The sequence below is a fragment of the Acidovorax sp. 93 genome, from assembly GCF_003633835.1.
Classification (GTDB): domain Bacteria; phylum Pseudomonadota; class Gammaproteobacteria; order Burkholderiales; family Burkholderiaceae_C; genus Acidovorax; species Acidovorax facilis.
Genome location: NZ_RBIT01000001.1, coordinates 4,967,440 through 4,994,438, shown reverse-complemented (window position 1 = coordinate 4,994,438; position 26,999 = coordinate 4,967,440). Strand labels below are relative to the sequence as shown.

Here is a 26,999-nt window from a genome sequence, read left to right as displayed (position 1 = left end):
CATGACCCCCGACCACTTCACCCACGTTCTTGCCCAGGAAGGCTTTGCCGAGCCAGTACGCGTTGAGCGTGAACCTCATGGCCTTTGGGACAACCATACCCACCCGTTCGAAGCCAAGGCACTGGTGCTGGCGGGCGATATCCGCATCGTCACCGCAACCTCTGAGCGGGTGTATCGGCGTGGTGAGGTGTTTCACCTGCAGGCGAACGAGCCGCATTCGGAGTTTTATGGGCCGATGGGTGTGAGCTACCTGGTGGGGCGCAAGCCGGCGCCCTGAGTGCTGCGGGTGCGCCAATGGAGTGCAGCACACCGTCCGGTGCGCACTGCGGTATCGCACTGCGCTACTGCGGGTAGCCGCACGCGGGCCGAGCGCTGAAATCCCGCGCCATCGACGGCACTGCTGGACACATTCCATGGCACGGCCACGGTTCATACTCCACACACTCGCCATCCCAACCCCGATGCGTTCCTACTACAACCTGCTGCCCCCGCTGTGGCAGACCATTGCTGTCACCGTGGCCACCCTCGCGACCAACTGGATCTGGGGTTCGTGGTTCATCAAAACCAAGGGCACGGGCCTCGCCGCACTGATGATCTACAGCATCTTCGGGTGGCCGCTGATGTTGGCTGTCACTTACCTCATCCTGGGTTATGCCCTCAAGTTCTGCGGCGGCCTGACCTTGCTGCGCATGGCCATCGTGCTGGGCGTGGTCGGGTTGGGCTTCGCTGTATATGGGGTGCCGGGGCCGTGGAACCTGCTTCTCTGCGCCGCCGTCGCCATCCCCGTTGCGTTTCAGGCCTGGCGCACGGCACAGGACGATGCCGACCTGGAGAAGCTGTAAATGGCCGTCAAAGAGAAGCCGCCCAGCGGGCTGCTCGACAGTTTTTCGGCACCGCTGTGGGTGCGGCTAGGCCTGACAGCCCCTCGGCCCGTGTGGATCGTCAAGAGCCAGCACCGGGGCTATGACTGGATGGCCATCGAGCTCGATCACGGCGGTACGGGCTTCCAGCAAACGCGTGCCACCACCACTGTCTTTGTCGTGTGGCTACCGCACAAGTCCCAGGACTGGTACCTGCCAGGCCACCGCATCACGCCCGAGCAGCAGGTGTGCGTGGACGACACGTGCGTTTACGCTGCAGCACTGGGCCAGCAACCCCGCGTGCGCACCTGGACCCACTGGCTGGACCTGGCCGTGGACGCGGCCGAGGAGGTGATCACCACCGAAGGCATGCGCCGCGATGAAAGCCCGCAGCAGAAAGCGGAGCGGGCAGACGAAGCCAGCTGGAACCCTACCGACGTCAACCTGGTTTTGCTCTGCCTGGTGTCGATGGCAGTATTCAGCTTTCTGAACGTCATGATGCTGGTCGAGGCGTACGGCGAATGGCAACGGCACGGTGCCATCCTCGTGTGCCATCCGAAGACCTCCATCGGGACCTATCTGCAAGGCTGGAAGGCCGTGGCCTATGCCGTTTCGTTATCGGCACCCCTGCTGATAGCACTCAAGGCGCTGCACACCATGGTCACGCGCGTTCACAGGCCAAATTTTTTCTTTCGACTCTGTTTCGAAGGGCTGATCTGGGTGGGCGCCATGTATGGGCTTCACCACGCCCGGCAGGCTCTGATTGAATCGGTGCAGCGGGCTTGCTAGTCCGCCTTCAGCGCTTTTTTGACTGATCGGGTCCCAGGGCTGACACGTGCCATGGTGGACGGTGCGGACCAATGCACACGCATCCATGCGCCGCCCCACACCATGGAGCGTTCCACCGCCCTGCATCATCTCTCCAGCGCGCGGCGCCCCGGTGCCTGATAAAACTTGCATGCCGCGGACTGACCCCAGATACTGCGGCATCGCACGGCGTCACCTCGGGCCAACTGTGCTGCACGGGCTCGATAGCCCTGGGGTCAGTGCGTGCCCGATGCCCCGTGCTCCCGCTTTGTCCCTCCATAGTCAGAAAGCCCTTCCAATGACAGCCATTGTTCGTGCCCTGATCTTGCTGCTCCTCCTGGCGGGGGGAACCGCCGTGCGTGCCCAGAACCTGCTCACCAACGGCAACTTCGAGGCCGGCCTGGCTGGCTGGAGTACCTGGACGGCGCCGCCGGGCTTCTGGGACGGCACCTGGATACACAGCAACGACTGCGATATCTGGGTGCCCACCCAGTGCCCGTTCGGAGGCGCCGGAACGTCCCACGCGCAGAAAAAAGGCAGTGGCGCGGGCAATGCACACGGGGGCCTGTTCCAGACCGTGGCGGTCACGCCCGGGCGGGTGTACCGGCTGCGCGGCGCATGGTCGGGGGGCGTCACGGGCAATGCCGGCGGCAACGCCACCTGGTGGGAAGTGGTGGCCTACGACGGCGCCGTGGGCGCAGCCACCATCGACGCGGCGCCCGGCCCGCTGGATACGCTGATTGCCCGGCGCGACGTGTCGAACCTCGCGCTCAACGGCGTCTTCCAGTTCCAGTGGGAACCCTTTGACGGGACCTTTACGGCGACCTCCAGCCAGGTGACCATCGCACTCAAAACCGGCAGCTTCTTCACCTTCGACGCGGCGGGCTACCACGACGACCTGGTGCTCGAAGAAGTGGCCTCCAGCAACATCCCCGTCAACTCGCCCTGGGCGCTGGTGGTGCTTTGCCTGGGGCTGCTGGCGACCGGCGCCTGGATGCGGCGCGGCCCGGGAATGCGACGCGGGTAGAAGGCAGCGCCAAAAATTCAAGCATTTTGGGCCGCCAGCGCTTTATGGAAAAGCGCCAATAGCTATCATAAATATAGCAATCAGGTCAGCAGCGCCACCGCTGCTGAAAAGCTCAGAAACGCCAGCGCCGTGGACACCAGAATGATCCGCGCCACACGCCCATTGTTGGCGCCGAACTTTTCGGCCAGCAGCGAGACGTTGCTGGCGCTGGGCAGCGCGGCCAGCAGCACCAGCACCGTCAGCGCAAAGGGCGTGAGCGGCACCCCCATCGCCATGCCCGCCGTGCCCACGCCCCACACCAGAAGCGGGTGCACCAGGAGCTTGGCCAGCGCCACCGGCACATAGTCGCGCGCGGGCACCTGCTCGTGCTGGTTCATCTGCGAACGCGCCAGCACGGCACCGATGGTGAACAGCGCCACGGGCGAGGCCGCGTCGGCCAGCATGGCGATGGTCTTGTCCACCGGGCCAGGCAGCTTGAACTGCAGGGCCGAGGCCAGCGCCCCCAGGGCAATCGACCAGGGCATGGGATTGGTCGCCATGCCCTTGAAGGCGTTCTTCAGCGCCACCCCCACGCCGTGGGTGCCCGCACCATCCAGGCGCGAGAGCGCAATACACAGCGAGCTGGTGATGACCATGTCCACCACGATGGTGACGATGGCAGGGCCCGCGCTTTGCGCCCCCAGCAGGGCGACCAGCAGCGGCACGCCCATGAAGCCGGTGTTGGGAAAAGCGGCCACCAGCGCGCCAAAGGCTGCGTCGTTCCAGCCGATGTGCGCCTTGCGCGTGAGCGCCACCGTGGCGCCCACCATCACCAGCGCACAGAGCACATACACGCCCGCCACGGCCGGGTCCAGCAGCTGGGCGATGGGTGTGCTCGCGCCAAAGCGGTACAGCATGCAGGGCAGTGCAAAGTACAGCACGAAGGCGTTGAGCCCCGGGATGGCCGGCTGGGGAAGCACTCCGCGCCGGGCGGCGAGATAGCCGCAGAGCACCAGCGCAAAGAAGGGGAAGGTGATGAGAAGGACGGAGAGCACGGTCCCATTGTCCTTGCTGCGCCAGCGGCCAGGGTCTGCGGCGCCCGGTGTGGTCAGCGCAAAGTCAGGTGGGGGCCATCACCCATGGCGAATGCACGGCAAGGATCTCCAGCCAGCGTTGCGGTTGAAGGCGCATCCACTTCACTGCTTGCGCTGGATGATCAGGTTGCGCTTGGCGTCTTCGGGGTAGGCGAAGGTGATGGCGCCGTTCTTGACCATGCCCATGACCAGCATGTTGCGCGTGATCGCGTCCTTGTCCTGCACGCTGAAGGGCTTGTCGTAGGTGGTGACCACGCCGTAGTAGGTCTTCATCTTGCCCTCCAGCGACTCCTTGATGGCTTTGCCGGTGAGGTTGCCGTCGCGGATGCCGAGGAAGGAATACATCAGCAGGTAAGTGGCGTCGTAGGCGTTGGCCGCTGCCATGGGCACGGCCACCTTGCCATGGTACTTGCGGGTGTAGCTCGACAGGAACGATGCACGGCGCTCGTTGCTGGGCTCGGCGATGAAGGTCTGCACCATGAGCGCGCCCTCGGCCGCGTCCTTGGCGCCTTCGAGGAAGAAGGGGAAGGACAGTGGCCACGGCCCCACCTGCGGCACCTTCCAGCCCAGGGCCTTCTTGCCGTTGGCGATGGTGGCGTTTTCCGGACCCACGGTGTAGCTGTAGACCACGTTGGCGCCCGCGTTGCGCGCGGCGGTCAGCTCGGCCGTGAGGTCCTTCACCCCCAGGTCAAAACGCGCCACATGCACGGGCTTGAGGTTCTTGGCCGCCAGCGCGGCCACCACGTCGTTGTAGCCGCCTTCGCCATAGCCGGTCTTGTCGGCAAAGATGGCGACCTTGTCCCAGCCGCGCTTGACGATGTCGTCCACCAGGAAGGGCGCCTGGATCGCGTCGCGCGCCTGCACGCGGAAGATGTAGCTGTCGGGCGCGGGGTATTTGGCCGTCACGGCCGTGCCGGTGGAGCAAGGCACGATGAGCGGGCTTTTGGCGTCCTGGAACAGGTCGATGGCCTTGAGCGCCACGCCGGTGTTGCAAAAGCCGATGGTGGCGACCACTTTTTCATTGAGAAGCTCTTGCGACACCTTACGCCCCTGGTCGGGGTCGGCCGTGTCGTCCTTGATGACCAGTTCCAGCGGGCGGCCCAGATAGCCGCCCACGGCATTGATTTCGTCCACCGCCAGCTTGATGCCGTTGAGCATGGGCACGCCAAAATCGGCCGATGGCCCGGTGAACGGCCCCACGACCCCCACGCGCACAGGCACGGTGCTGCCGATCTGGGCCTGTGCCGGCAGCAGGGCCGTGCAGGCCAGTACACCGGATGCCACCACAGCGCTCCATGCGCGAAGGTGCACACAGCGGCGGCGTGCGTCCGGGATGCCCGATGCGGCGGTCTGAGCGGTGGAGGGCTGGTCAGTGGGGTTCATGGCGGGGCTCGGTTCTCTACACCAGCATCCCGGCAAGAGATGCACTGGCCTGCGAGTATCAAATTGTGAAAACAAAGCCCCTAGCGGGGTTTCCCGGAGCGTCCGGCCCGCCAGGTGCCGGTGGCGCCCACCCGTCAGGGGCCTGTCAGCCGCCCGCCCGGCACACGCGGTCCACCCCGACTGGGCACGGGCTAGACAGGCTGCCGGACCGCGCCGGTATCATTGCGCCCTTGCGCGGCCTGACCCGGCCGCGCCACCACCCGCCCCTGGGCATGCGCCGCCCACACCCGCCCTCCCTGTCCCGCTCCCCGCTGCTCTGCTGCCCTCCCTCCCATGTCTGCCGGTCTCAATCTCGCCCAGCTCCAGGCTGTTCACTACACCGACGGGGCTTGCCTCGTGCTGGCCGGGGCGGGCTCGGGCAAGACGCGGGTGATCACCATGAAGATCGCCCACATGATCGAAAAGGGCATGGACCCCAAGCGCATTGCGGCCATCACCTTCACGAACAAGGCTGCCGCCGAAATGCGCGAGCGCGCCAAGGGCCTGATCGGCCGACGCGCCAAGGATGTGCTGGTGTGCACCTTCCACGCCCTGGGCGTGCGCATGGTGCGCGAGGATGGCCATGTGCTGGGCCTCAAACCCCAGTTCAGCATCCTCGACGCCGATGACGTGACGGGCATTCTGAAAGAAGCCTCGGGTGGCACCACCGACATGGCCACGGCGCGCCAGTGGCAGTGGGTCATCAGCAAGTGGAAGAACATGGGCCTGACCTCCGAGCAGGCGCTGGCCCAGGCGGCGGACGACAACGAACGCATCATCGCCACGCTGATGGCCCGCTACGAAGAGCGCCTGGCGGCCTACCAGAGCGTGGACTTTGACGACCTGATCGGCATGCCGCTGCGGCTGCTGCGCGACTTCCCGGAGGTGCGTGCCAAGTGGCAGGCGGCCCTGGGCCATGTGCTGGTGGACGAGTACCAGGACACCAACGCCACGCAGTACGAGCTGCTCAAGCTGCTGGTGGGCGAAAAGGGGCACTTCACCGCCGTGGGCGACGACGACCAGTCCATCTACGGCTGGCGCGGCGCGACGCTGGACAACCTCAAGAAGTTGCCGGTGGACTACCCCCACCTCAAGGTCATCAAGCTGGAGCAGAACTACCGCTCCACCAGCGCCATCCTGCGTGCGGCCAACAACGTGATCGGGCCCAACCCGAAGCTGTTCCCCAAAACCCTGTTCAGCGAACTGGGCGAAGGCGAGCCCGTGCGAGTGGTGGACGCCGACAGCGAAGAACACGAAGCCGAGCGCGCCGTGGCCCGCATCCAGAGCCTGCGTGCGGCCAGCAACCCGCCGCCGGACTGGAAGAGTTTTGCCATCCTGTACCGCGCCAATCACCAGGCCAAGCCGTTCGAGAAGGCGCTGCGCAAGGCCAATATTCCGTACAAGGTGTCGGGCGGCACCAGCTTTTTCGACCGCGCCGAAATCAAGGACCTGTGCGCCTGGTTTCGCCTCTGGATCAACAACGACGACGACCCGGCGTTTCTGCGCGCCATCACCACGCCCAAGCGCGGCATCGGCCACACCACGCTGGCGGCTCTGGGCGCGTTTGCCACGCAGCACAAGCAGAGCATGTTCGGCGCGCTGTTCAACGGCATGCTGCCTGCGGCGGTGCCCAAGCGCGCCATGGACGGCCTGCACGAATTTGGCCGCTACATCAATTACCTGGAGTACAGCGCCCGCCGCACCCATGGCGCCGAAGAGGCCCGCGCCTTTCTGAACGAATGGCTCAAGGAAATTGGCTACGAGCAGCACCTGTACGACAACGAAGACAGCGAAAAAGTGGCGGCCGCCCGCTGGAGCAACGTGATGGAGTTCTGCGACTGGATGGCCCAGCGCGCGGGCGGGCAGATCGACGATACGGCCGGTGCCGTGGTGGCCAAGGAGACCAAGAGCCTGCTGGAGGTGTCGCAGACCATTGCGCTGCTGTCCACCATCAGCGAGCGCGAGCAGGAGCAGGACATGGTCACGCTCTCGACCCTGCACGCCAGCAAGGGGCTGGAGTGGCCGCATGTGGTGCTGGTGGGCGTGACCGAGGGCATGCTGCCCTTCAAGCTCGACGACGACGAAGGCCGACAGCAGAAGGTGAGCGACGACACGCTGCAGCGCCTGCAGGAAGAGCGCCGCCTGATGTACGTGGGCATCACCCGCGCCCAGCGCACCCTGGCCGTGAGCTGGACCAAGCGGCGCAAGAAGGGCCGCGAGATGGTGGCCGCGCAGCCCAGCCGCTTCATCGCCGAAATGGGCCTGGACAAGACCACCGCCCGCGAAGACCCGCGCGAGAAGCTCAAGGCATTGCGCGCCGAATTTGCGGCCAAGGCCCAGGCCACCACCGCAGCCACTGCAGCCGCAGCCGCCACCCCGGAATGAGCGCCCCACCGCAGCCACGGCACCCACCACAACGCACTCCACCCATGGCGCCCGACACCCACCGACACACGCCGCTGTTGGCAGTTGCTTTTGTTTTGATAGCTATCAGCGCTTATCCTACAAGCGCCAGTAGCCAGAATGACCCAAAATCCACGGCAGCATGCCCGTCGGCGGCAGACATGGACCACCAGCACCTGCAAGGGCGCTGGCTGGCCCAACTGCAGGGCGCAGCCCCGGATGCACCTGGCGCCACCGCCACACTGCAACTGGGCCCGCATCCCGAGCTGGCACAGAGCGTGCGTGGCACCGTGCAAAGAAATGGCGCCACGGCGCAGGTCAGCGGAGACGTCGATGGCGGCGACCTGACGCTGGAAGAATCGATCAATGGCACGAACATCAGCGCCACCTGGACAGGCCAGGTGGTCGATGGAAGTTGCGGCAAGGAAATACGCGGAACATGGAACAACGCCAACCCCACCCCTTCGGCCCCCTCGGCTCCTTTTGTGCTGCGCAAGCAGGTGGGCTGGCAATGACGGCCGCGCCAGCCTCACCCCGCCGCAGCGGCGGCCACCGGCGTGGCACGCTGGCCCTGCTGGTGGCCGCTGCGCTGGCGCCTGCCGGCGCCGCGCTGGCGCAGACCCCGCCTGCTGGCGGCTCGGCCACCCCGAGCGGCGACGCTGCCTGGCGCCGCTGCGCCGCCCTGTCCAGTGACAATCAGGCGCGCCTGGCCTGCTTTGACCAGTGGGCCACCGACCAGCAAGGCTGGAACGCGCCTGGCGCCACGGCGTCGGCCTCGACAGACGTGCCGCCCCCGGTGGACACCACGCTACCCGCCACCCGTGTGATTGACGTGGCCCGCACCGAGGGCTGCCGCGATCCGCAGTACAGCGACCTCTCGCGCTTCTGGGAACTGGAGTCGGGCAGCGACTGCGGTACCTTCAGCTTCCGGGGCTACCGGCCCATCACCGTGTCGGTGGTGGCGTCAAGCAATGTGAACCGCCAGCCCACGTCGGATGCAGCCGACCATTCGGCCACCGAGTCCACGCCCTACCGCCGCACCGAGAACCGCATCCAGCTGTCGGTGCGTACCAAGGTTGCGCAAGGGCTGCTGACCCAGGGACATCCCACGCTCAAGGACTCGGTGTGGTTCGGCTACTCCCAGCAGTCGTACTGGCAGCTGTTCACCCCCGAGATCTCGCGCCCCTTCCGCGCCACCGACCACGAGCCCGAGGTCATGTATGTCTACCCCACCACGGCACAACTGCCGTTTGGCTGGAAGTGGCGCTACAGCGGCATCGGACTGGTGCACCAGTCCAACGGCCAGAGCAAGCCCCTGTCGCGCAGTTGGAACCGCGCCTACCTGATGACGGGCATGGAGCTGGGCAACAGCGTCAGCGTGAACGCGCGCATCTGGAAGCGCATCCCCGAAAGCTCGGGCAGCGACGACAACCCCGGCATCAGTGACTACATCGGGCGGGGTGAGCTGTCGGCATTCTGGAACGTCAACAAGGAGAATACGGTGGGCGCCACGCTGCGCCACTCGTTGTCGAGCAGCGACCGGGGCTCGGTCCGCCTGGAATGGCTGCAGACCGTGGGCACGGGCCTGTTTGGCAACAAGAGCAACCTGCGCCTGCACACGCAGCTGTTCAGCGGCTACGGCGACAGCATGATCGACTACAACCGCAAGCGGACCGTATTCAGCGTGGGGTTGAGTCTGGTGGACTTCTAGAGTCCATCCCCCTGAGGCGCTGCGCACCTTCCCCCTTCTCTCGAATGGCTGCGCCATTCGGGAAGGGGGACGCAGCCCTCGCTGCAGGGCGGCCCTGGCTCGGCTGCCCGCGCCTGGGGCTGCGCCAGTCTCACAGGCTGCGCACAAGGCAAAGCGCAGCGAACTCCGCGCTGGATTGTTCACAACTCGTTACGACATCGTCCTCAAGTTTTGTGTGACGGCGCCGACAGGCCGCCACAATGGCACGCGCACAGAAACCGGCGTGGCCATCTGTGAGAGGCGTTCAAAAAGAGCCCCTTTCCCACCGTTTTACCTGCCATTGCCCGCACCGTGCGCCCTCGACAATGCCGACAAAGAGGAACACACCCATGGACATGCAATACCAGCTCAAGGCAGGCAGCTACTACCTCTACGACATGCGCGAGGCGCCCAGTGCCGTCACGGGTGAGCGCAGGTTCAAGCTCAAGACCGACACGGTGGCCATTGCGTTCGATGCGCACACGGGCGAAGTGCACCAGCATGGCAGCCCCACGCGCATCCAGTCCTGGGCCAACAACACGCGCCGCCGCCTGCGCGCCGCCGGGGCGCAGGACATGGCCAACGACATTGTGGTGGTGTCCGGCCCACTGCCGGTGGACGAACTCAACAAATGCCTGTGGGTGCGCGGCTATGTGCGCCGCATGTTCTCGCGCCTGGCCACCTTGCCCCACGGCAAGCTGCAGCGACCTGCGGAGCCGTTTCGCAAGGCAGCCTGAAACCAGGCGAGCTTCCTCAAAGATCCCGATCAAGGCCGCACACAGCGGCCCTTTTCTTTTCTGGGAGCGCTCAGGCCTCCGAGTCCTCGGCCATTTCGCTGTCTGTGTTCTCCAGCACCTCGGCGTGTTTGACGATGGTCACCGGCACCGGGCTGGCATGCGCCACCTCCTGCGACACCGAACCCAGCAGCGCACTGGTGATGGCGCCCTGGCCCTTGGCGCCGATGATGACCATGTCGCAGCCCGAGCGCTCGATCATGTCCACCAGCGTGTGCGCCACATCGCCCACACCCACATCGGTTTCATAAGCCACCCCGGCCGCGTCGAGCAGCGCGCGCGCCGGCGCCATGAGATGGTCACCCGCCTCCAGGCTGGCGGCGGCGATCAGGTCGGGGTCGCGCGTGGTCACCAGTTCGTACAGCGTGGCGGGCTCCTGCACGTTGGCCAGCACCATGGTGGCCTGGAGCCCCTGGCCCACCAGCGCCAGTGCGTGGTGCACGCCATCCAGGGAGAGTTCGGAGCCGTCCACGGCGATGAGGATTTTGAGCATGGTGTTCTCCTTGTAGTACCTTGGTCCAGTGTAGCCACGGCCTCGTCGAAAACCCGTCCATAACCTTGAGCGAGGTCAGGGTAGCCTGTCTGGGACAATGCCGCCCATCATGCTGCAGTTCGACCTCCTCAAAACCGACCCCACCAGCCACGCACGCCGTGGCACGCTCACGCTCAACCATGGCGTGGTGCAAACCCCCATCTTCATGCCCGTGGGCACCTATGGCACCGTCAAGGGCGTGATGCCCCGCAGCCTGCACGACATGGGCGCGCAGATCATCCTGGGCAACACCTTCCACCTGTGGATGCGCCCGGGCCTGGATGTGATGCAGAGCTTTGGCGGCCTGCACGGCTTTGAAAAGTGGGACAAGCCCATCCTCACCGACTCGGGCGGCTTCCAGGTCTGGAGCCTGGGGGCCATGCGCAAGATCACCGAAGAAGGCGTGACCTTTGCCAGCCCCGTGAACGGCGACAAGCTCTTCATGTCGCCCGAGGTGAGCATGCAGATCCAGACCACGCTCAACTCCGACATCGTCATGCAACTCGACGAGTGCACGCCGTACGAGACCAAGGGCCACAAGACCACCGAGGCTGAGGCGCGCAAGAGCATGGAAATGAGCCTACGCTGGGCCAAGCGCTCGCGCGATGAGTTCCAGCGGCTGGAGAACCCCAACGCCCTCTTTGGCATCGTGCAGGGCGGCATGTTCAAGAACCTGCGCCAGGAATCGCTGGAGCACCTGGTCGAGATGGACTTCCCCGGCTACGCCGTGGGCGGCGTGAGCGTGGGCGAGCCCAAGGACGAGATGCTGGACATCATGGCCCACACGCCCCACCGCCTGCCTGCGCACAAGCCGCGCTACCTGATGGGCGTGGGCACGCCCGAGGACCTGGTGCAGGGCGTGGCCGACGGCGTGGACATGTTCGACTGCGTGATGCCCACGCGCAACGCGCGCAACGGCACGATGTTCACGCGCTTTGGCGACCTGAAGATCCGCAACGCGCGCCACAAGGCCGACCACCGGCCGATGGACACCAGCTGCACCTGCTACGCTTGCGCGGGCAGTTCGGGCGTGTCGTGGGACGATGGCGGGCGCGAGGGCTTCAGCCGCGCCTACCTGCACCACCTGGACCGCTGCGGCGAGATGCTGGGCCCCATGCTGACCACCGTGCACAACCTGCACTACTACCTGAACCTGATGCGCGAGGTGCGCGAGTCGCTGGACGCGGGCACGTTCGCCGAATTCCGTGCACGCTTCAAGACCGAGCGCGCACGGGGCGTATAAGCACAGCCAATAGCTATAAAAATAATAGCTATTAGCGCTTGATAGATAAGCGCCAGAGGCCAAAATCATCCAAAAACTCCTGCACCACCTGCTGCGCTGGCCCGCCCGCATGCTGACCGGCCTGGGCAGCGGGCTGCTGGCGCTGCTGATCCTGTTCGAGGAATGGGGTTGGGAGCCGCTGCAGCGCCTGCTGGCGCGCATCGGCCGCTGGCCCGGCCTGCGCTGGATTGAAGGCTGCGTGCGCGCCCTGCCCCCCTGGGCGGCGGTAGCGGTGTTTCTGCTGCCCACGGCACTGCTGCTGCCCGTCAAGCTGCTGGCCCTGTGGGCGGTGGGCCGGGGGCATGTGGTGCTGGGCATGCTGGTGATCGTGCTGGCCAAGGTGGTGGGCACCGCCGTGGTGGCGCGGCTGTTCAGCCTGACCCAGCCCGCCCTGATGCAGCTGCACTGGTTTGCCTGGACCTATGCCCACTGGATGCGCCTCAAGCACGCGGTGCTGGAGCGCGCCCGCGCCTCTTGGGCCTGGCGCGTGGCGCGGGTAGTGCGGCGGCAATGGCGGCTGCGCTGGCACAGGCTTCGCGCCAGGTAATGTTGGGTAGCGCCAGGGTAGCGCCCGCCGCTGTTTTGCTGCCAAGATATGCGCTCCCGCCAAAGCCCTCCCCAACGTCATCCCCCACCGCCACCGCATTGCGACATGGGTATGCAGCTTGACCTCCCGACCATCCTCCTGCTCTACAAGACCGCGCTGGTGGCGGGGGCGCTGAGCATCTTTCATGTCAGCCGCCATTCGTGCCGCCCGCAAGGGCTCAAGCCCCTGGCAGCCGCCTACCTGCTGCTGGCCGTGGGTGCCGAACTGGCAGGCCAGGGTGAATATTCCATGCTGCCGCTCTGGTTCTGGACCCACACCAGCCTGCTGCTCGGGGCACTGGGGTACACCCTCTTCTGGGCAGGTGCACGGGCACTGAGCGGCCGCAGGCGCGTCCTGCCTGCGGTGCTGATACTGGTTCCCGGAGGCTGGCTGGTGCTGGGCCTGGTCACGCAGTTTCCGCTGGACAACCTGCTGCGCGCAGGCGCCTTCCACCTGACCGCCGCAGTGTCACTGACCGCGGCAGCCTGGGAGGTGTGGCGCGACCGCCGCACCGAACCCCTGCCATCGCGCCCCCTGCTGGCCGGGCTGCTCCTGGCCAGCGCGGGCACCTTTGCCCTGCAGCTGTTGTACATCGCCACGCACACCGCCAGCCCACAGGGTTTTGCGCTGGCATTCTCCGTGCAGATGTTCTGCCACTTTGGCGTTGCACTCATGGTCTCGTCCCTCTCCAACGAGCGCGCCGAAGTGCGCCTGGAAAAAGTGGCGCAGACCGACACGCTCACGGGCGTGGGCAACCGCCGCTGGGCCATGTCCATGCTGCCCGCGCGGCTGCCCGTGGGCAGCGCCATCGCGCAGCTCGACCTGGATCACTTCAAGCACATCAATGACCGCTTCGGCCATGCGGCGGGCGACCGCGTGCTGGTCGCCACGGCCGACGCACTTCGCCACCAGCTGCGCGATTCGGACCTGCTGGCCCGCATGGGCGGTGAAGAGTTCCTGGTCTACCTGCCGGACGCCAGCGCCAGTGCTGCAAGCGCCATCGCCCAGCGCCTGTGCGGGGCCGTGCAGCAGATCCGGCTGTCCGAGCTGGGCGAGGACATCCCCATCACCGTGAGCATTGGACTGGCGTGCGTGACCTCCGCCGGCGGAACCTGGGCCGACTGGCTGGCTGCGGCCGACCGGGCGCTCTACGACGCCAAGCGCGCGGGCCGCAACCGCGCGGTGACAACGCACGAGCGCACTGCCTGAAACCGGTCCTTCTCACCCGAGCCGCGCCGCCGACCTGCGGCAGAATCCCACCCCATGCCCGCACCGCCCTATGCCGCCCTGAACGAAGCGCTGGAGCTGGCCTTTAACCTGGCCCCGGTGGGCATGTGCGTAACGCGCGAGCGCAGCATCGAGATCTGCAACGACGCCTTTGCCCACATGTTCGGCCACGAGCAGGCCGAGCTGCTGGGCCAGCCGCTGGCGCCGCTGTACCCCTCGTTCGAAGAGTTCACCCACACGGGCCACCTGGGCCTGCAGGCGATGAAGGCGTCGGGAAGTTATGCGGATGAGCGCATCATGCGACGGCGCGATGGTTCGCTGTTCTGGTGCCACGTGGTGGGCCGGGCACTGGACCGGTCGGACCCGTTTGCACGGGCGGTGTGGATGTTCGAGGACATCTCGCACCGCCGCCCCGTGAGCACGCCGCTGACCCTGCGCGAGCGCGAAATCGCCCAGCACATCGTCACCGGCGCCACCAGCAAGCAGATCGGGCGCTACCTGGACATCAGCCACCGCACGGTGGACGCCCACCGCGCGCGGCTCATGCGCAAGCTGGGGGCCAGCAGCACGGGGGAGCTGGTGGCGCTGCTGCTGGGCAACACCTGAGAGCTGGCAACGATCTCACAGGCAATCATCAACAATTGTTTCCCCAGCCAACGCTGCGGAGTCTCCCGCGCACCCGGCCCGGGGACAATCGGCACTGACGCGCGCGCCGCTCCCCGCCCATCAACTGCTGCCCCCATGTACCGCCCTTTTTTGCTCCACCGCCCGCTTTCGCCGCCCCTGGCCTGGCTGGGTTTGTCCGTGCTGATCTTCGCCGCCTGCCTGGTGGGCATCTTTGCGCGGCCCATCGGTTTTCTGTCGGTCTTCTGGCCCGCCAATGCGCTGCTGCTGGGGCTGCTGGTGCGTTATCCCAGGCTGGCGCGCCCGCCAGCCTGGGTAGCTGCGGCCGTGGGCTATGTGGCGGCAGACCTGGTGACGGGCAGCTCCTGGTCCATGGCCCTGTGGCTCAACGGCGCCAACCTGCTGGGCGCCACGGCGGGCTGGCTGGTGCTGCGTCGGCTGGACGAACGCATCCGGCGCCTGCAGCGCACCATCTCTGCCCTCTACCTGCTGCTGGCTGCGCTGACCGCCAGTGCCGTGGGGGCACTGGCAGGCTGCGGCGCCGCGCCGGTCTACTTCAACAGCCCGTGGACCGACCTGCTGTCCCTGTGGTTCAGCACCGAACTCATGAACTACATGCTCATCGTGCCGGTGGTGCTGGCCGCGCCGCGCGCCGACGACCCGCCGCCCGCAACGCAGGAGGTGCCCCTGATCTGGCGTGTGGCACCCGTCAGCTCGCTGCTGCTGGCCGAAGGCGTGCGCACCGTGATCGGGGGGCCCGGCATGCTGGCCTTTGTGGTGCCAGGGCTGCTGTGGTGCGCGCTCAGCTACAGCCCGTTTGTCTCCAGCCTGCTGTCGCTGGTGGTGTGCCTGTGGACCATGGCCGGCGTGGCCACCGGCGTGCTCAACTTCACGCCAGCCCATGCCAGCGACGTGTTCTCGCTGCGTGTGGGCGTCACGCTGCTGGCACTGGGGCCGCTCGCCGTGGCATGCGCCAGCGCGGCGCGCGCCGAAGCCCTGCGCCGCCTGGACCACGCCGTGCGCCACGACGACCTGACCGGTGTGCTTGCGCGGCGCGCGTTCCTGCAGCAAGGTGAGCGCTTGCTAGCGCGATACCAGCGCGAATCTGCCGGGTTGGCCGTGTTGATGGTGGACGTGGACCACTTCAAGCAGGTCAACGACCAGCTGGGACACGATGCGGGCGACCAGCTTCTGATTGGCATCGCCCAGGCCATGACCAGTGCGCTGCGCCCCCAGGATGTTCTGGGCCGCCTGGGTGGCGAGGAGTTTGCGGTGGTGCTGCCCGATGCCTCGCCCGCCGAGGCCCACGCGATCGCAGAACGGCTGCGCACGGTGGTGGAACAGCGGCCCTTTGGTACTGCGCAAGCACCCGAGCAGCACGCCACGGTCAGCATCGGCCTGGTGCACAGCGCCTCGCTGGGCGGCGACGCCGACCTGGACACGCTGCTGCTCGCCGCCGATGCAGCGCTCTACCGGGCCAAGGCGGAGGGGCGCAACCGGGTGATGACAGGGTAGGTCCAAGCGCTCCCCCGCGCCTCCGCAAAGCGCCCCCCTGCGGGAAGGGCGCCGGTGGTACGACAGGGGCTGGCTCCATGAAAGCTCGGGCTTTCCATGCGCCGATTTCATCCGCCGAGCCCAACCAATGGGCACACGGCCCCATCAACGCGCAGGCAGACCGTCACTCCTGCGCCAACTTCACCCCCGCCCCCGTGCCGCAGGCATGGCAAAAGCGTGCAAAAGCGCTCTTGCGGGTGCTGCAGTGGCCGCAATGGTCGAACAGCCCAATGCCGCAATGCGGGCAAAAGTCGATCTTCTCGTTTTTCAGATCCACCGGCCGCTCGCAGCCAGGGCACACGCTTTTGGCCAGGCGGGCCAGGGCGACGTCGTAGCTCAGCACCTTGCGGCGCTCCTGGTCGGGCAAAGTCTCGGCCAGCTTCTGGCGCTCCAGGTAGCGGTTGAGCGCCAGGATGGCGTAGCGCCCCACCACGGCCGTCAAGGCAATGCCCACCACGTAGCGCACATAACCGCCGTAGCTGGGCAGGTAAGGCACCAACTCCACAAAGAAGGCAAACAGCGCAAAGAAGATGAAGCCCCACACAAACGGCCAGTAGGTGCTTTTACGCTTCTTGACGAACAGCCAGCCCGCAACCGCCAGCAGCGGCAGCGTGAGGGCCAGGCGATAGAGGAACACCCGCAGCTCGACCTTGCGGCGCTCGGCATTGAGCTTCACGTAGCCGTCGGACTCCATGCGGTTCAACTGCTCCTGCCGGGCGGCTGCGGTCTGGCGGGCATCGAGCGCAGCCTGCTGCTGCGCCTCGACCGCCTGCTGGGTCTTGCGTTCAGCGAGCTTGAGCACATCGAGCGCCTGGGTGCGCGCCAGCACCTCGGGGTCCTGGTCGGCGCGCTGGGTGGCGCTGCGGGTGGACAGCCAGTTGTTGAAGCTGTCCCTCTCGGCCTGCACCTCGCTGCGCACCTTGCTGCGCTGCAGCTGGGCCTGCTCCAGCGCGGTCTGCGCATCTTGCTCGGCCTGGCGCGCCGTTTTGACTTCGGCGCGCAGCTTGTCGGCTGCGGCTTTGTCCAGAAAGTCGTCCACCCGCAGCGGGGTCTCGACCTTGGGCAGATCGCCCACGATGGTGCCGCCCAAGCCGATGAGGAAGCTGGCAAACACCAGCGCCACCAACCACAGGCCCCGGCGGAACCACTTTTCGGACAGCCGCAGTGATTTGCTCATGATCGTTCCCCTCTGGAAATACTATGCATTTGATAGCTGTTAGCGCTTATCCATCAAGCGCCAGAGGCTATTTTTATTTAATTTTTTGCCGCCAACACCACCGGCGGTGCCGCCAGTTGCGCGCGCTGCAGCCAGGCCAGCACCGAATCGACGGTGACGGTCTCGATGCGGTCCGAGAACCGCTTTTCGTTAGGGTGGTCGTCAAACGCGATATTGGCCGAGCCGACCCGCCCGCCCATGCGCGTGAGCGGCCCGAGCTTGAGCGCGGTGGGCTCGTAGCCCTTGAACTGCAGCCAGGCCTGCGCCTGGTCGCGCGAGCGCACGGTGGCGGGCTCCATGGCCATCGCCAGGGTCTCCAGCGCCCACTGGTTGGACTGCTGGTATTTGCGGCCCCACGCGTAGCTGACCATGCTGTAGGGTGGGTGCTGCAGCGTCTTGGTGCGGGCTTTGTCCTGCAGCACGGCCAGCAGGCGCTGCTGCACCTCGGGCGTGGGCACAGCGTAGACGGCTTCGTAGCGCCACAGGTCGTCCAGGAAGAATTCCCCCAGGCCCTGGCGGTACAGGTGCCCCACGGCCGTGCCACATTCGTTGAGCTTGTGCGCCACGCGCCAGGGGCCTTCGGCCGTCTTGTAGGCCCAGCCCATGTGCGAGTAGCGCAGGCCGTATTTGCTCAGGTCCTGCCCCGCACGGGCCAGCGCCACCACCTGTGCGCCCGACTTGGCGTGCTCGGCATCGAGCGCGGCCGAGGTCTGCTCGGCCAGCTTCATGCCGCGCTCGATCACCTGCGGCGGCACGGGCTTGCGGGATTCGCAGGAGCGGCCCGCCTGAGCCGGGGTGGCGGCCAGGAGCGCGGCTCCGGCGAGAAACACCATGCCCACCACAGCAGGGATGCGCTGCGCAGGACCGCGACCAAGGTTCAGGGCTTTCACCATCGTGCCGCTCCTTACAGGCGCTCGTTGTGCAGCAAGGCACGACCGATGGCGTTGGGCACAAAGGCAATCGCCTCGCCCGCTGCCGACAGGATCACGCCCGTGCCGATCACGCTGCAGGTCACCACCGTGCCCACTGCGTAGGCTGAGCCCGCAACGCCACGGCCGACCACCTCCACACTCACTTGGGCGCCGTCCGAGGCACGCTCCAGCAGGTACACCGTGCCCACGGCCGAGGCCTCCACCGCCTTCACGGACAGCACCGCGCCGCCCACCGACAACGCTGCGGGCACTGCCACCACTGCGCCCGCAGCAGCGGAAGCCACAGACGCCGTGCCTACCACCGAGGCCACCGGCAACAGCGACAGCGCGGCAGAGGCCTCGCTCTGGGCGCGTGCGGGGGTTGTGGCCATCACGGCACACACCACACCGGCCGCGAGCAGAGCGCGAGACAGGCGGGCAGAGCCCCACGAAGAAAACACAGCATTCATCATCATTCACTCCTCAATATGCGGCCCCACCGCGCACCCGGGGTGCCGGAGAAACCGGGTCGAAAGACCAGAAAGAAAAATCACCCGAACAGGCGGCGGATTACCGCCTGCGCACATTCGATGCGATCAGTTCGCGCTGTGGTTCTGGGCGGCCGCCTGGGCAGCTTCGCGGCGGCCTTGCAGGCGGGCGTCCATCAGATCAGCCTCGTGGCGATCGCGCAGCATCTTGGCCAGCGTGAAGGCGGTGGTGATCAGGTACAGCCAACTCACGCCCAGGAAGGCCTTGTAGGTGACATTGATGTCCATGCTCATCAGGCCCCAACCCGTGAGGCCCATGGCTACCGCAAAGCCGCCCCACACCACCAGCTTCCACAGGGGGGTGTCGCCACCGCCACGGCGCGAAGCGCTTTCGTTGTCCCGCACAAACTTGGCCAACACAAACGCGGCCGAGAGGCAGAACACGTAGCCCATCACCATGAAGGCCTGCTCCAGTTGCTCGCCAGGCAGCCATGCCAGGCCCACGGCACACAGAAAAACCGCGATGCCGAACGAGACCCACACCTGCAACTGCCAGGCCTTGGTGTCACGCTGAACAACGATGGGAGAAGAAGACATTGCAGTGGTGCCCCGGGGGGGCGTTGGTTGAACACGGAGCGAATGGTGCCCAGACGTAACTTGCGTGTCTGCATTGAACCGTAACAGTGGCTACCCGCAGGCTATCCGGTATCGTTTGGCGGTACTTTTTCTCGAATAGCTAGCCGAAATCCGTTGTTCTGGCCCTACGCAGCCCCTGCAACGCACCTGCGCGACAGAGCCTGCAGGCCCCGCCAAAGACAATGGCAGACACCCCCGGCGTGGAAGCCCTTGATCGCTGCGCGTGCTTGCTTTTTTGATGGACGGAGACCCACACCATGACCAAACCCTTTGACCTCGTCGTCCACGGCGCCACCGGCTTCACCGGCCGCCTGGTGGTCGAATACCTGCTCCAGCGCTACCCCGCTGGCAGCGGCCTGCGCTGGGCCATGGGGGGCCGCAACGCCGACAAACTCGCCGCCGTGCGCGACGAAGTGGGCGCACCGGCCGACACTCCGCTGGTCGTGACCGACACCAGCAACCCCGCCAGCCTGCAAGCGCTGATGGATTCCACGCGCCTGGTGCTGACCACGGTAGGCCCCTACCAGCTCTATGGCAACGAACTGGTGGCCGCCTGCGCGAAGGCTGGTGTGGACTATGTGGACCTGTGCGGCGAGCCCGCCTGGATGCGCCAGATGATCGACGCGCACGAAGCTGCGGCCAAGGCCAGCGGCGCGCGCATCGTGTTCTCGTGTGGGTTCGACTCGATCCCGTTTGACCTGGGCGTATTCCTGCTGCAAAAGGAATTTGCCCAGCGCTTCGGCCACCCCGCCCCGCGCGTACGCGGCCGGGTGCGCAAGATGAAGGGCACGTTCTCTGGGGGCACGGCCGCCAGCCTCAAGGCCACCATGGCCGCGGCTGCCACCAACCCTGCGGTGCTGGATTTGCTGAAGAACCCGTTCTCTCTCACACCCGGATTTGAAGGGCCGCGCCAGCCCACCGGCCACAAACCGATGGTGGATGAGGCGTTGGGCCATGGAATCTGGGTGGCACCGTTTGTAATGGCGGCCATCAACACGCGCAACGTGCACCGCTCCAACTTCCTGCTGCAGCACGCCTACGGCACAGACTTTGTGTACGACGAAATGCTCATCACCGGCCCTGGCGAAAAGGGCGAGGCCATCGCCAACGCGGTGGCGGGCGACAAGTCGCTGGGCTCGGACAAAGGCCCCAAGCCCGGCGAAGGCCCTTCGCGCGAAGAACGTGAGAACGGGTTCTACGACGTGCTGTTCCTGGGCACCGACGATGCGGGCAACAGTTTGCGCGTGGGCGTGAAGGGTGACCGCGACCCGGGTTATGGCTCCACGTCCAAGATGATCACCGAGGCCGCCGTGTGCCTGCTGCAGGATGCCACGGCGACCCCGGGCGGCATCTGGACCACGGCGCCTGCGCTGGGCGACAAGCTGATCGCGCGACTGCAGGCCAACGCCGGGCTGGGCTTCGCCGTCGAATCGGCGTAACGCCCCAGGCTCCGCCGGTTTGTCCGTTTTTGCACCAGGACGGTCCTGAAACGCACGGCCGCCCGCCCGGTGGTCCCGCAAAATGCAGGGCATGAACACTGCTCTGCGCCCCCGTGACCTGGCCCTCGCCCTGCTCGTCATCGTCGTCTGGGGGCTGAACTTTGCGGTGATCAAAGTCGGTGTGGCCGATGTGCCGCCCATGCTGCTGGGCGCGCTGCGCTACCTGCTGGCAGCCTTCCCGGCACTGCTGTTCGTCAAGCCGCCCAAGGTGCCGCTCAGGCTGTACCTGCTGTACGGCATGACCATGGCCGTGGGCCAGTTTGCGCTGCTGTTCACCGCCATCCAGATCGGCATGCCTTCGGGCCTGGCTTCGCTGGTGCTGCAGGCGCAGTCGTTCTTCACCCTGCTGCTGGCCGCCTGGTGGCTGCGTGAGAAATGGCAGGGCAACCAGGTGGCCGGCCTGGCGCTGGCGGGTGCGGGGCTGGTGCTGATTGGCAGCGCACATGGTGCCTCGATGCCATTGGCAGGTTTTGCACTGACCGTGGCGGCCGCTGCGCTGTGGGGCTGCGGCAATATCGTCACCCGCGCCGTGGGGCGTTATGGGCCGATGAACCAGTTTGCCTTCATCGTCTGGTCCAGCGTGGTGGCGCCACTGCCTTTCGTGGCACTGTCGCTGTGGATCGACGGCCCGGGTGCCGTGCTGTCCGCCGTGCAGCACCTGTCGCTGAAATCCATGGCCGCCGTGGCCTATATCGCCTGGATTTCCACGTTGCTGGGCTTTGGCCTATGGACCTACCTCATGTCGCGCTACCCCGTGAACCGCGTGGCGCCCTTCACGCTGCTGGTGCCCGTGGTGGGCCTGACCACGGGCTGGGTGGTGTTTGGCGAGCAGTTGCTGCCTGTGCACTTTGCGGGCGCAGGGCTCTTGATGGCAGGGCTGGTGGTCAACGTGTTTGGGGGGCCCGCCTGGGCGGCCGTGATGGTGCGGCTGCGCGGCGCCCAGTGAATCCGTCCACGGCCGCTACACCGCCAGCGGCAGCTCTGTGGTCGAAAGCACATTGCGCAGCACCATGAATGAGCGCACCTGCCGCACGCCTGGCAGGTAGAGCAGCTGCTCGGCATGCAGACAGTTGAAACTGTCGTTGTCGCGCGTGCGCACGAGCATGAAGTAGTCAAACTCGCCGGTGACCACATGGCATTCCATGCAGCCGGACACCCTGGCCGCAGCCTTTTCAAACTCGGCAAATGAATCGGGCGTGGAGCGGTCCAGCACCACGCCAATCATCACCAGCATGCCCGCCCCTACGGCCTGGGGGTTGAGCAGTGCCACCACCTTGTCGATGAGCCCCAGGCGCTTGAGACGATCTACCCGGCGCAGGCAGGCGGGCGGGCTCAGGTGCACCTTTTCGGCCAATGCCACGTTCGACAGCGACGCGTCGCGCTGCAGCTGGCGCAAGATGGCTTTGTCGGTGCGGTCCAGTTCGGCCGAGACATCGGCCTGCGGCACATTCTTGACACGAACTTTTGTTGCGCACATAGATTATTCAGAGAAATATTTTCCACTCATATTCTCTTCCATAAACATTAAACGCCGTAATTCGAACAAATTTTGCAACCACGTGATGCGCGCATTTTTCTACGATGAAGGCACTGCAAGCCCCCCGCTTGCGCCTTCTCTTCATCGACCGGAAACCGCCATGAACCTGCAGAAATTTGCCCGCCACCCGCTCACCTTCGGCCCCTCGCCCATCACACCGCTGCCGCGCCTTTCGGCCCACCTGGGCGGCAAGGTGCACCTGTACGCCAAGCGCGAAGACTGCAACTCGGGCCTGGCTTTCGGCGGCAACAAAACCCGTAAGCTCGAATACCTCATCCCCGAAGCGATTGCAGGCGGCTACGACACGCTGGTGTCGATTGGCGGCATCCAGTCCAACCAGACGCGCCAGGTGGCTGCCGTGGCGGCGCACCTCGGCATGAAGTGCGTGCTGGTGCAGGAAAACTGGGTCAACTACTCCGACGCGGTGTACGACCGTGTGGGCAACATCGAGATGAGCCGCATCATGGGCGCCGATGTGCGCCTGGATGCTGCGGGCTTCGACATCGGCATCCGCCCCAGCTGGGAGCAGGCCATGGACGATGTGAAAAAGGCCGGTGGCAAGCCCTTCCCCATCCCGGCCGGTTGCTCCGAGCACCCGTATGGCGGCCTGGGCTTTGTGGGCTTTGCCGAAGAGGTTCGCCAGCAAGAGAAGGAGCTGGGCTTCCAGTTCGACTACATCGTCGTGTGCTCGGTCACGGGCAGCACGCAGGCCGGCATGGTGGTGGGCTTTGCGGCCGATGGCCGGGCGCGCAAGGTGATCGGCATCGACGCCTCGGCCAAACCCGAGAAGACCCATGCGCAGATCCTGCGCATCGCCCAAAACACCGCCAAGCTCGTGGAGCTGGGCCAGGAGTTGACCGCCGAAGACGTGGTGCTGGACACCCGCTACGGCGGCCCTGAGTACGGCCTGCCCAACGAGGGCACGCTCGAAGCCATCCGCCTGTGCGCGCGCCAGGAAGGCATGCTCACGGACCCGGTGTACGAAGGCAAGTCCATGCACGGCATGATCGACATGGTGCGCAAGGGCGAGTTCCCCGAAGGCTCCCGCGTGTTGTACGCGCACCTGGGAGGCGTGCCAGCGCTCAACGCCTACAGCTTTCTTTTTCGCAACGGCTGACGCGTCCAGCGAGCAGCACCAGCTGGCACCGCTGGCCGGGCTGTCGTTGATCTGAGTGGCCCTGGCCTCGATGCTGGAGGCCGACGCTTTTCCCCTCCAAGGAGTGCCCCATGAAGTGCTTGCAGATCGACAGACGGCGTAGCGTGATCCACTTGGCAGCAGCCCTCGCGGGGCTGGGACTCGGCACGCCGTGGCTGGCGCACGCCGAAGGCTATCCGGCCAAGCCAATACAGCTCATCGTTCCCTTCCCGCCAGGGGGCGCCGTGGACATCGTGGGTCGAACGATCAGCAAGAAGCTGGGCGACCGCCTTGGCCAGCCCATCGTGATTGAGAACAAGGCGGGTGCAGGCACTGTGGTCGGAGCGACCTTCGTGGCCAACGCACCCGCTGATGGCTACACGCTGTTGATCAGTTCGGGCTCCACGTTCACCGTGAATCCGGCGCTCAATGCCAAGCTGCCCTACGACCCCGTCAAGAGCTATGAGCCCATCGGCATGGTGGCCCGCGTGCCGCTGATCCTGCTGGCAAACCGCGAGGTGCCCGTGGGCAATCTCAAGCAGCTGATCGGGGCGGTGCAGCGCGCCCCCGACAAGTTTTCCTACGGCTCCTTTGGCAACGGCACCACCGGCCACTTCGCGGCAGAGCTGACGTGGTCTGCCGCCGGCATCAAGGTGATGCACGTGCCCTACCGAGGCAGCGCGCCCGCCATGAGCGACCTGATGGGCGGGCAGATCCCGTTCACCATCGACACCGTGGCCGCAGCGCTGCCACAGCTCAAGGCGGGCAAGATCAAGGCCATTGCCGTCACGGGTGCAACGCGGGCCACGCAACTGCCCGACGTGCCTACGGTGGCGGAAAGTGGCTTCCCCGGGTTCTCGGCCGACTCCTGGCTGGCCGTGGTTGCGCCACGCGGCTTACCCCCCGAGGCCAAGGCCAAACTGCACAAGGCCCTGGCCGACACCCTGGCGGACGCGGAGGTCCGCAGCAAGCTCATCGCCGCCGGGCTGGAGCCGTCGTACGCCACGGGCGATGCCGTGCTCACGCAGATCGAAGACGAGTTGCCACGCATGCGTGCAATTGCACAGCGCGCGCAGATCCGCGCGGATTGAACGCCGCGCGAGGCCCCTTGCTTTTGGCGTTTTTTGACTCTCAGCCCCGCAGCCAGGCCAGCATGTGCGGATAGGCCGGGGTTCCGCCCGGCAGGCCCTGCGCGGGCAGCAGGGTGAGCCCCGCAGCGGCCAGGCCCGAGGCGCCCAGGTACACCCCCAGCTCAAAGGTGGTGCGCAATCCGACGGAGCGCCCGTGGTAACCGCCGTCATGGAACAGCACGGCGGAATCCAGCCCCAGGTGCCGAGTGGCCGCCCAGGCCCAGGCCGTGGCTTCGATCTCACCACCGTGGGCCACCTCGGGCAGGTCCTGCAGCGCATCATCCAGGGTGGACCGCAGCGCCGTGGGTACCACCGCCAGGTGGCCAGCTTCATGCAGCAGGTCTCCAGGCCAGCGCAGCCGCGCCCGGTCCACACGCAGGCCACCCCGCTCGATGCGGACGCCGGGTAGAAAACTGCCTTCGGGGACCTCGGCCTCGCAGACCGCAAGGCCAATGCTGCGCAGGAAGGCCAGGATGCGGTCCGTCAATGCGCCGTGGTCCGCCGCTGCCGCTGCAGCGTTGGAGGATTCTTCGCGGCTCATGCTTGCAGCAGGTCCGCCACCCGGGTGCGCAGCAGCGCAGGCTGCACCTGCGTCGATGCCACCGGGCGGCCCACATTGAGCCCCACACGGCTGAAAAATCCCCGCCGGAACGGTCGCACCATGGCGCCGCCCTGCTCGATACGGCTGAAGTACGAGCCCCACAAATTGGTCAGCGCCATGGGGATCACGGGGGCCTCGATGCCCTCGGCACGTGCGCGCTCGATGATCTTCATGATGCCGCCCTTGAACTCCTGCAGCTGCCCGTCCTTGGTGATTCCACCTTCAGGGAAGATGGCCAGCAGGTCTCCCTCGCGCAGCACCTGCGCGGCGCGGTCGAAGGCGGCTTCGTAAGTCTTGGGGTCTTCCTTGTAGGGTGCAATCGGAATCGCCTTGGCGAGGCGAAACAGCCAGCCCAGCACCGGCACGCGGAAGATGCGGTGGTCCATCACGAAGTAGATGGGGCGCGGGCTGGCCGCCATGAGCAACACGGCATCGACAAAGCTCACATGATTGCAGGCCAGGATGGCCGCGCCCGCCGAAGGCAGGTTCTCGTCGCCCTGCACCTTGAAGCGGTACACGAAGCGCGACGACACCCAGGCCACAAACCGCAGCAGGTACTCGGGCACCAGCATGAAGATATAGAACGCCACCACCGCGTTGGCGATGCCCGTGAACAGGAAGATCTGCGGCACCGTGAAGCCCGCGCCCAACAAGGCACCGGCGATGAGCGAGCTGGCAATCATGAACAGTGCGTTCAGGATGTTGTTGGCCGCGATGATGCGTGCGCGGTGCGTGGGTTGGCTGCGCATCTGGATCAGTGCGTACATGGGCACGCTGTACAGGCCAGCAAACAGGCTGAGCAGCAGCAGATCCAGCATCACACGCCAGTGCGCGCCCTGGGCCATGAAGGCGGCCAAGCCCATGATCTCGGCAGGGGGCAGGCTGCGCGAGGCGAAGTACAGGTCGATGGAGAACACGCTCATGCCGATGGCGCCCAGCGGCACCAAGCCGATCTCGACATGGCGGCGCGAGAGCACCTCGCACAGCAGCGAGCCGATGCCGATGCCGATGGAGAACACCACCAGCAGCAGCGAGGCCACCTGTTCGTTGCCGTGCAACACCTCCTTGGCCAGGCTCGGAAACTGGCTCAGGAACACGGCGCCAAAGAACCACATCCAGCTGATGCCGAGCAGCGAGCGGAACACTGCGACGTTCTCGTGCGCCAGTTTCAGGTTGCGCCAGGTTTCCGTGAAGGGATTCCAGTTGATGGTCAGGCCCGGGTCGGTGGCGGGCAGCGAGGGAATGAACTGCGCGACCGCGCGCCCGGCCAGGGCCGCCACCACGCAGGCCACGGCCACCGTGGTGTGGCCAATGCCCGGGATGGCCACCAGCAGGCCACCGGCCACATTGCCCAGCAGGATGGCCACAAAGGTGCCCATCTCCACCATGCCATTGCCGCCGGTCAGCTCACGTTCGTTGAGCACCTGGGGCATGTAGGCGAACTTGACGGGGCCGAACAGCGTGGAGTGCACCCCCATCAGAAAGGTGCACAGCAGCAAGACGGGCACGTTGTCCGTCATGAACCCGAAGGCCGCCACCAGCATGATGGCGATCTCCATGTTCTTCACGAAGCGGATCATCTTTGTCTTGTCGTACTTGTCGGTCAGCTGCCCCGAGGTTGCCGAGAACAGCAAAAACGGCAGGATGAACAGCGCACCAATCACCAGCCCCGCCATCGCTGGCGGTAGCCACGACACGCTGAGCTGGTAGGTCACCATCACGGTGAACGCGAACTTGAAGAGGTTGTCGTTGGCCGCCCCAGAAAATTGCGTCCAGAAGAACGGCGCAAATCGCCGCTGGCGCAGCAGGGCGAACTGGTTCGGGTCCTCATGCGTCGGCACTGGCGCCGCGCTGGCTGAGGGAGTCTCGGGGTGCATGCGTTTCTCCTCGTTTCCGATGGGTTGGCTTGTTGGAATTTTCCGTGCC

At 66.0% G+C, this 26,999-nt stretch carries 27 protein-coding genes; 17 read left to right on the top strand and 10 right to left on the bottom strand.

Annotated elements, in window-relative coordinates; translation table 11 throughout:
- The first annotated feature begins 1 nt into the window (after window position 1).
- From C8C93_RS22865 to C8C93_RS22850, 4 genes are all read left to right on the top strand, one after another.
- Window positions 2-277, top strand: a complete 276-nt coding sequence (locus C8C93_RS22865) for a cupin domain-containing protein (RefSeq protein WP_121508402.1) — start codon at window positions 2-4, stop codon at window positions 275-277.
- Between the two features lie 184 nt (window positions 278-461).
- Window positions 462-842, top strand: coding sequence for a hypothetical protein (locus C8C93_RS22860; protein WP_121508401.1), 381 nt, complete (start codon window positions 462-464; stop codon window positions 840-842).
- Window positions 843-1,649: a hypothetical protein gene (locus C8C93_RS22855; protein WP_121508400.1), complete on the top strand. Its 807-nt coding sequence runs from the start codon at window positions 843-845 to the stop codon at window positions 1,647-1,649. It begins immediately after the preceding gene.
- Between the two features lie 316 nt (window positions 1,650-1,965).
- Window positions 1,966-2,694, top strand: a complete 729-nt coding sequence (locus C8C93_RS22850) for a hypothetical protein (RefSeq protein ID WP_121508399.1) — start codon at window positions 1,966-1,968, stop codon at window positions 2,692-2,694.
- 80 nt (window positions 2,695-2,774) lie between these two features.
- Here C8C93_RS22850 and C8C93_RS22845 read toward each other — a convergent pair whose 3' ends face one another.
- Both C8C93_RS22845 and C8C93_RS22840 read right to left on the bottom strand, forming a co-directional pair.
- On the bottom strand, window positions 2,775-3,728 hold the full coding sequence (locus C8C93_RS22845) for an AEC family transporter (RefSeq protein WP_121508398.1): 954 nt from the start codon (window positions 3,726-3,728) through the stop codon (window positions 2,775-2,777).
- A 141-nt stretch (window positions 3,729-3,869) separates the two neighbouring features.
- Window positions 3,870-5,150: an ABC transporter substrate-binding protein gene (locus tag C8C93_RS22840; RefSeq protein ID WP_121508397.1), complete on the bottom strand. Its 1,281-nt coding sequence runs from the start codon at window positions 5,148-5,150 to the stop codon at window positions 3,870-3,872.
- A gap of 333 nt (window positions 5,151-5,483) precedes the next feature.
- Between C8C93_RS22840 and C8C93_RS22835 the strand changes: the two genes are divergently transcribed.
- The 4 genes from C8C93_RS22835 (at window position 5,484) to C8C93_RS22820 (ending at window position 10,058) form a co-directional block, all read left to right on the top strand.
- Window positions 5,484-7,574, top strand: a complete 2,091-nt coding sequence (locus C8C93_RS22835; protein ID WP_121508396.1) for an ATP-dependent helicase — start codon at window positions 5,484-5,486, stop codon at window positions 7,572-7,574.
- A 179-nt stretch (window positions 7,575-7,753) separates the two neighbouring features.
- Window positions 7,754-8,107 carry a hypothetical protein gene (locus C8C93_RS22830; RefSeq protein WP_228899049.1) on the top strand — a complete coding sequence of 118 codons (354 nt, stop codon included), beginning with the start codon at window positions 7,754-7,756 and terminating at the stop codon, window positions 8,105-8,107.
- A complete protein-coding gene (locus tag C8C93_RS22825; RefSeq protein WP_121421353.1) occupies window positions 8,104-9,303 on the top strand; it encodes a phospholipase A in 1,200 nt (399 codons plus the stop codon). The genes C8C93_RS22830 and C8C93_RS22825 overlap by 4 nt, the downstream gene beginning before the upstream one ends.
- A 368-nt stretch (window positions 9,304-9,671) precedes the next feature.
- Window positions 9,672-10,058 (top strand): hypothetical protein, encoded by a 387-nt coding sequence (locus C8C93_RS22820; protein WP_055392926.1) that lies wholly within the window; start codon window positions 9,672-9,674, stop codon window positions 10,056-10,058.
- 70 nt (window positions 10,059-10,128) lie between these two features.
- Here the strand turns inward: C8C93_RS22820 and C8C93_RS22815 are convergent, their stop codons facing one another.
- On the bottom strand, window positions 10,129-10,608 hold the full coding sequence (locus C8C93_RS22815) for a universal stress protein (protein WP_121508393.1): 480 nt from the start codon (window positions 10,606-10,608) through the stop codon (window positions 10,129-10,131).
- 109 nt (window positions 10,609-10,717) lie between these two features.
- On the opposite strand from C8C93_RS22815, the gene tgt reads away from it, so the two are divergent.
- From tgt to C8C93_RS22790, 5 genes are all read left to right on the top strand, one after another.
- The gene (gene tgt / locus C8C93_RS22810) at window positions 10,718-11,890 is read left to right on the top strand and encodes a tRNA guanosine(34) transglycosylase Tgt (RefSeq protein ID WP_121508943.1); all 1,173 of its coding nucleotides are present in this window, start codon (window positions 10,718-10,720) and stop codon (window positions 11,888-11,890) included.
- A gap of 109 nt (window positions 11,891-11,999) precedes the next feature.
- Entirely contained in the window at window positions 12,000-12,476 is a 477-nt protein-coding gene (locus C8C93_RS22805; RefSeq protein WP_228899054.1) for a hypothetical protein, read from the top strand.
- A gap of 111 nt (window positions 12,477-12,587) precedes the next feature.
- Window positions 12,588-13,724: a diguanylate cyclase gene (locus C8C93_RS22800; protein WP_233559543.1), complete on the top strand. Its 1,137-nt coding sequence runs from the start codon at window positions 12,588-12,590 to the stop codon at window positions 13,722-13,724.
- 54 nt (window positions 13,725-13,778) lie between these two features.
- Entirely contained in the window at window positions 13,779-14,348 is a 570-nt protein-coding gene (locus C8C93_RS22795) for a LuxR C-terminal-related transcriptional regulator (RefSeq protein ID WP_055392918.1), read from the top strand.
- A gap of 135 nt (window positions 14,349-14,483) precedes the next feature.
- On the top strand, window positions 14,484-15,881 hold the full coding sequence (locus tag C8C93_RS22790; RefSeq protein WP_121508391.1) for a GGDEF domain-containing protein: 1,398 nt from the start codon (window positions 14,484-14,486) through the stop codon (window positions 15,879-15,881).
- A 163-nt stretch (window positions 15,882-16,044) separates the two neighbouring features.
- On the opposite strand, the gene C8C93_RS22785 is transcribed toward C8C93_RS22790, so the two are convergent.
- The 4 genes from C8C93_RS22785 to C8C93_RS22770 form a co-directional block, all read right to left on the bottom strand.
- Window positions 16,045-17,097, bottom strand: a complete 1,053-nt coding sequence (locus C8C93_RS22785; RefSeq protein WP_121508390.1) for a zinc ribbon domain-containing protein — start codon at window positions 17,095-17,097, stop codon at window positions 16,045-16,047.
- A gap of 77 nt (window positions 17,098-17,174) precedes the next feature.
- Window positions 17,175-17,969 (bottom strand): DUF2145 domain-containing protein, encoded by a 795-nt coding sequence (locus C8C93_RS22780; RefSeq protein ID WP_121508942.1) that lies wholly within the window; start codon window positions 17,967-17,969, stop codon window positions 17,175-17,177.
- Window positions 17,970-18,040: 71 nt separating this feature from the next.
- Window positions 18,041-18,523 carry a hypothetical protein gene (locus C8C93_RS22775; protein WP_121508389.1) on the bottom strand — a complete coding sequence of 161 codons (483 nt, stop codon included), beginning with the start codon at window positions 18,521-18,523 and terminating at the stop codon, window positions 18,041-18,043.
- Between the two features lie 120 nt (window positions 18,524-18,643).
- Window positions 18,644-19,132, bottom strand: a complete 489-nt coding sequence (locus tag C8C93_RS22770) for a YiaA/YiaB family inner membrane protein (RefSeq protein WP_121508388.1) — start codon at window positions 19,130-19,132, stop codon at window positions 18,644-18,646.
- A 296-nt stretch (window positions 19,133-19,428) separates the two neighbouring features.
- Here C8C93_RS22770 and C8C93_RS22765 point away from each other — a divergent pair, with 296 nt between their 5' ends.
- Both C8C93_RS22765 and C8C93_RS22760 read left to right on the top strand, forming a co-directional pair.
- On the top strand, window positions 19,429-20,610 hold the full coding sequence (locus C8C93_RS22765) for a trans-acting enoyl reductase family protein (protein WP_121508387.1): 1,182 nt from the start codon (window positions 19,429-19,431) through the stop codon (window positions 20,608-20,610).
- A gap of 91 nt (window positions 20,611-20,701) precedes the next feature.
- Window positions 20,702-21,616 carry an EamA family transporter gene (locus tag C8C93_RS22760; RefSeq protein WP_121508941.1) on the top strand — a complete coding sequence of 305 codons (915 nt, stop codon included), beginning with the start codon at window positions 20,702-20,704 and terminating at the stop codon, window positions 21,614-21,616.
- A 15-nt stretch (window positions 21,617-21,631) separates the two neighbouring features.
- Here the strand turns inward: C8C93_RS22760 and C8C93_RS22755 are convergent, their stop codons facing one another.
- The gene (locus tag C8C93_RS22755) at window positions 21,632-22,147 is read right to left on the bottom strand and encodes an Lrp/AsnC family transcriptional regulator (protein ID WP_121508386.1); all 516 of its coding nucleotides are present in this window, start codon (window positions 22,145-22,147) and stop codon (window positions 21,632-21,634) included.
- 160 nt (window positions 22,148-22,307) lie between these two features.
- Between C8C93_RS22755 and C8C93_RS22750 the strand changes: the two genes are divergently transcribed.
- Together C8C93_RS22750 and C8C93_RS22745 are read left to right on the top strand one after the other, a co-directional pair.
- Window positions 22,308-23,324 carry a 1-aminocyclopropane-1-carboxylate deaminase gene (locus C8C93_RS22750; RefSeq protein WP_055401993.1) on the top strand — a complete coding sequence of 339 codons (1,017 nt, stop codon included), beginning with the start codon at window positions 22,308-22,310 and terminating at the stop codon, window positions 23,322-23,324.
- A 110-nt stretch (window positions 23,325-23,434) separates the two neighbouring features.
- Window positions 23,435-24,433, top strand: a complete 999-nt coding sequence (locus C8C93_RS22745; RefSeq protein ID WP_121508385.1) for a tripartite tricarboxylate transporter substrate binding protein — start codon at window positions 23,435-23,437, stop codon at window positions 24,431-24,433.
- A gap of 40 nt (window positions 24,434-24,473) precedes the next feature.
- Here the strand turns inward: C8C93_RS22745 and C8C93_RS22740 are convergent, their stop codons facing one another.
- Both C8C93_RS22740 and C8C93_RS22735 read right to left on the bottom strand, forming a co-directional pair.
- A complete protein-coding gene (locus C8C93_RS22740) occupies window positions 24,474-25,013 on the bottom strand; it encodes a hypothetical protein (RefSeq protein WP_121508384.1) in 540 nt (179 codons plus the stop codon).
- Window positions 25,010-26,950 carry an MFS transporter gene (locus C8C93_RS22735; protein WP_121508383.1) on the bottom strand — a complete coding sequence of 647 codons (1,941 nt, stop codon included), beginning with the start codon at window positions 26,948-26,950 and terminating at the stop codon, window positions 25,010-25,012. Before C8C93_RS22735 ends, C8C93_RS22740 begins: the two co-directional genes overlap by 4 nt.
- Window positions 26,951-26,999: the final 49 nt, after the last annotated feature.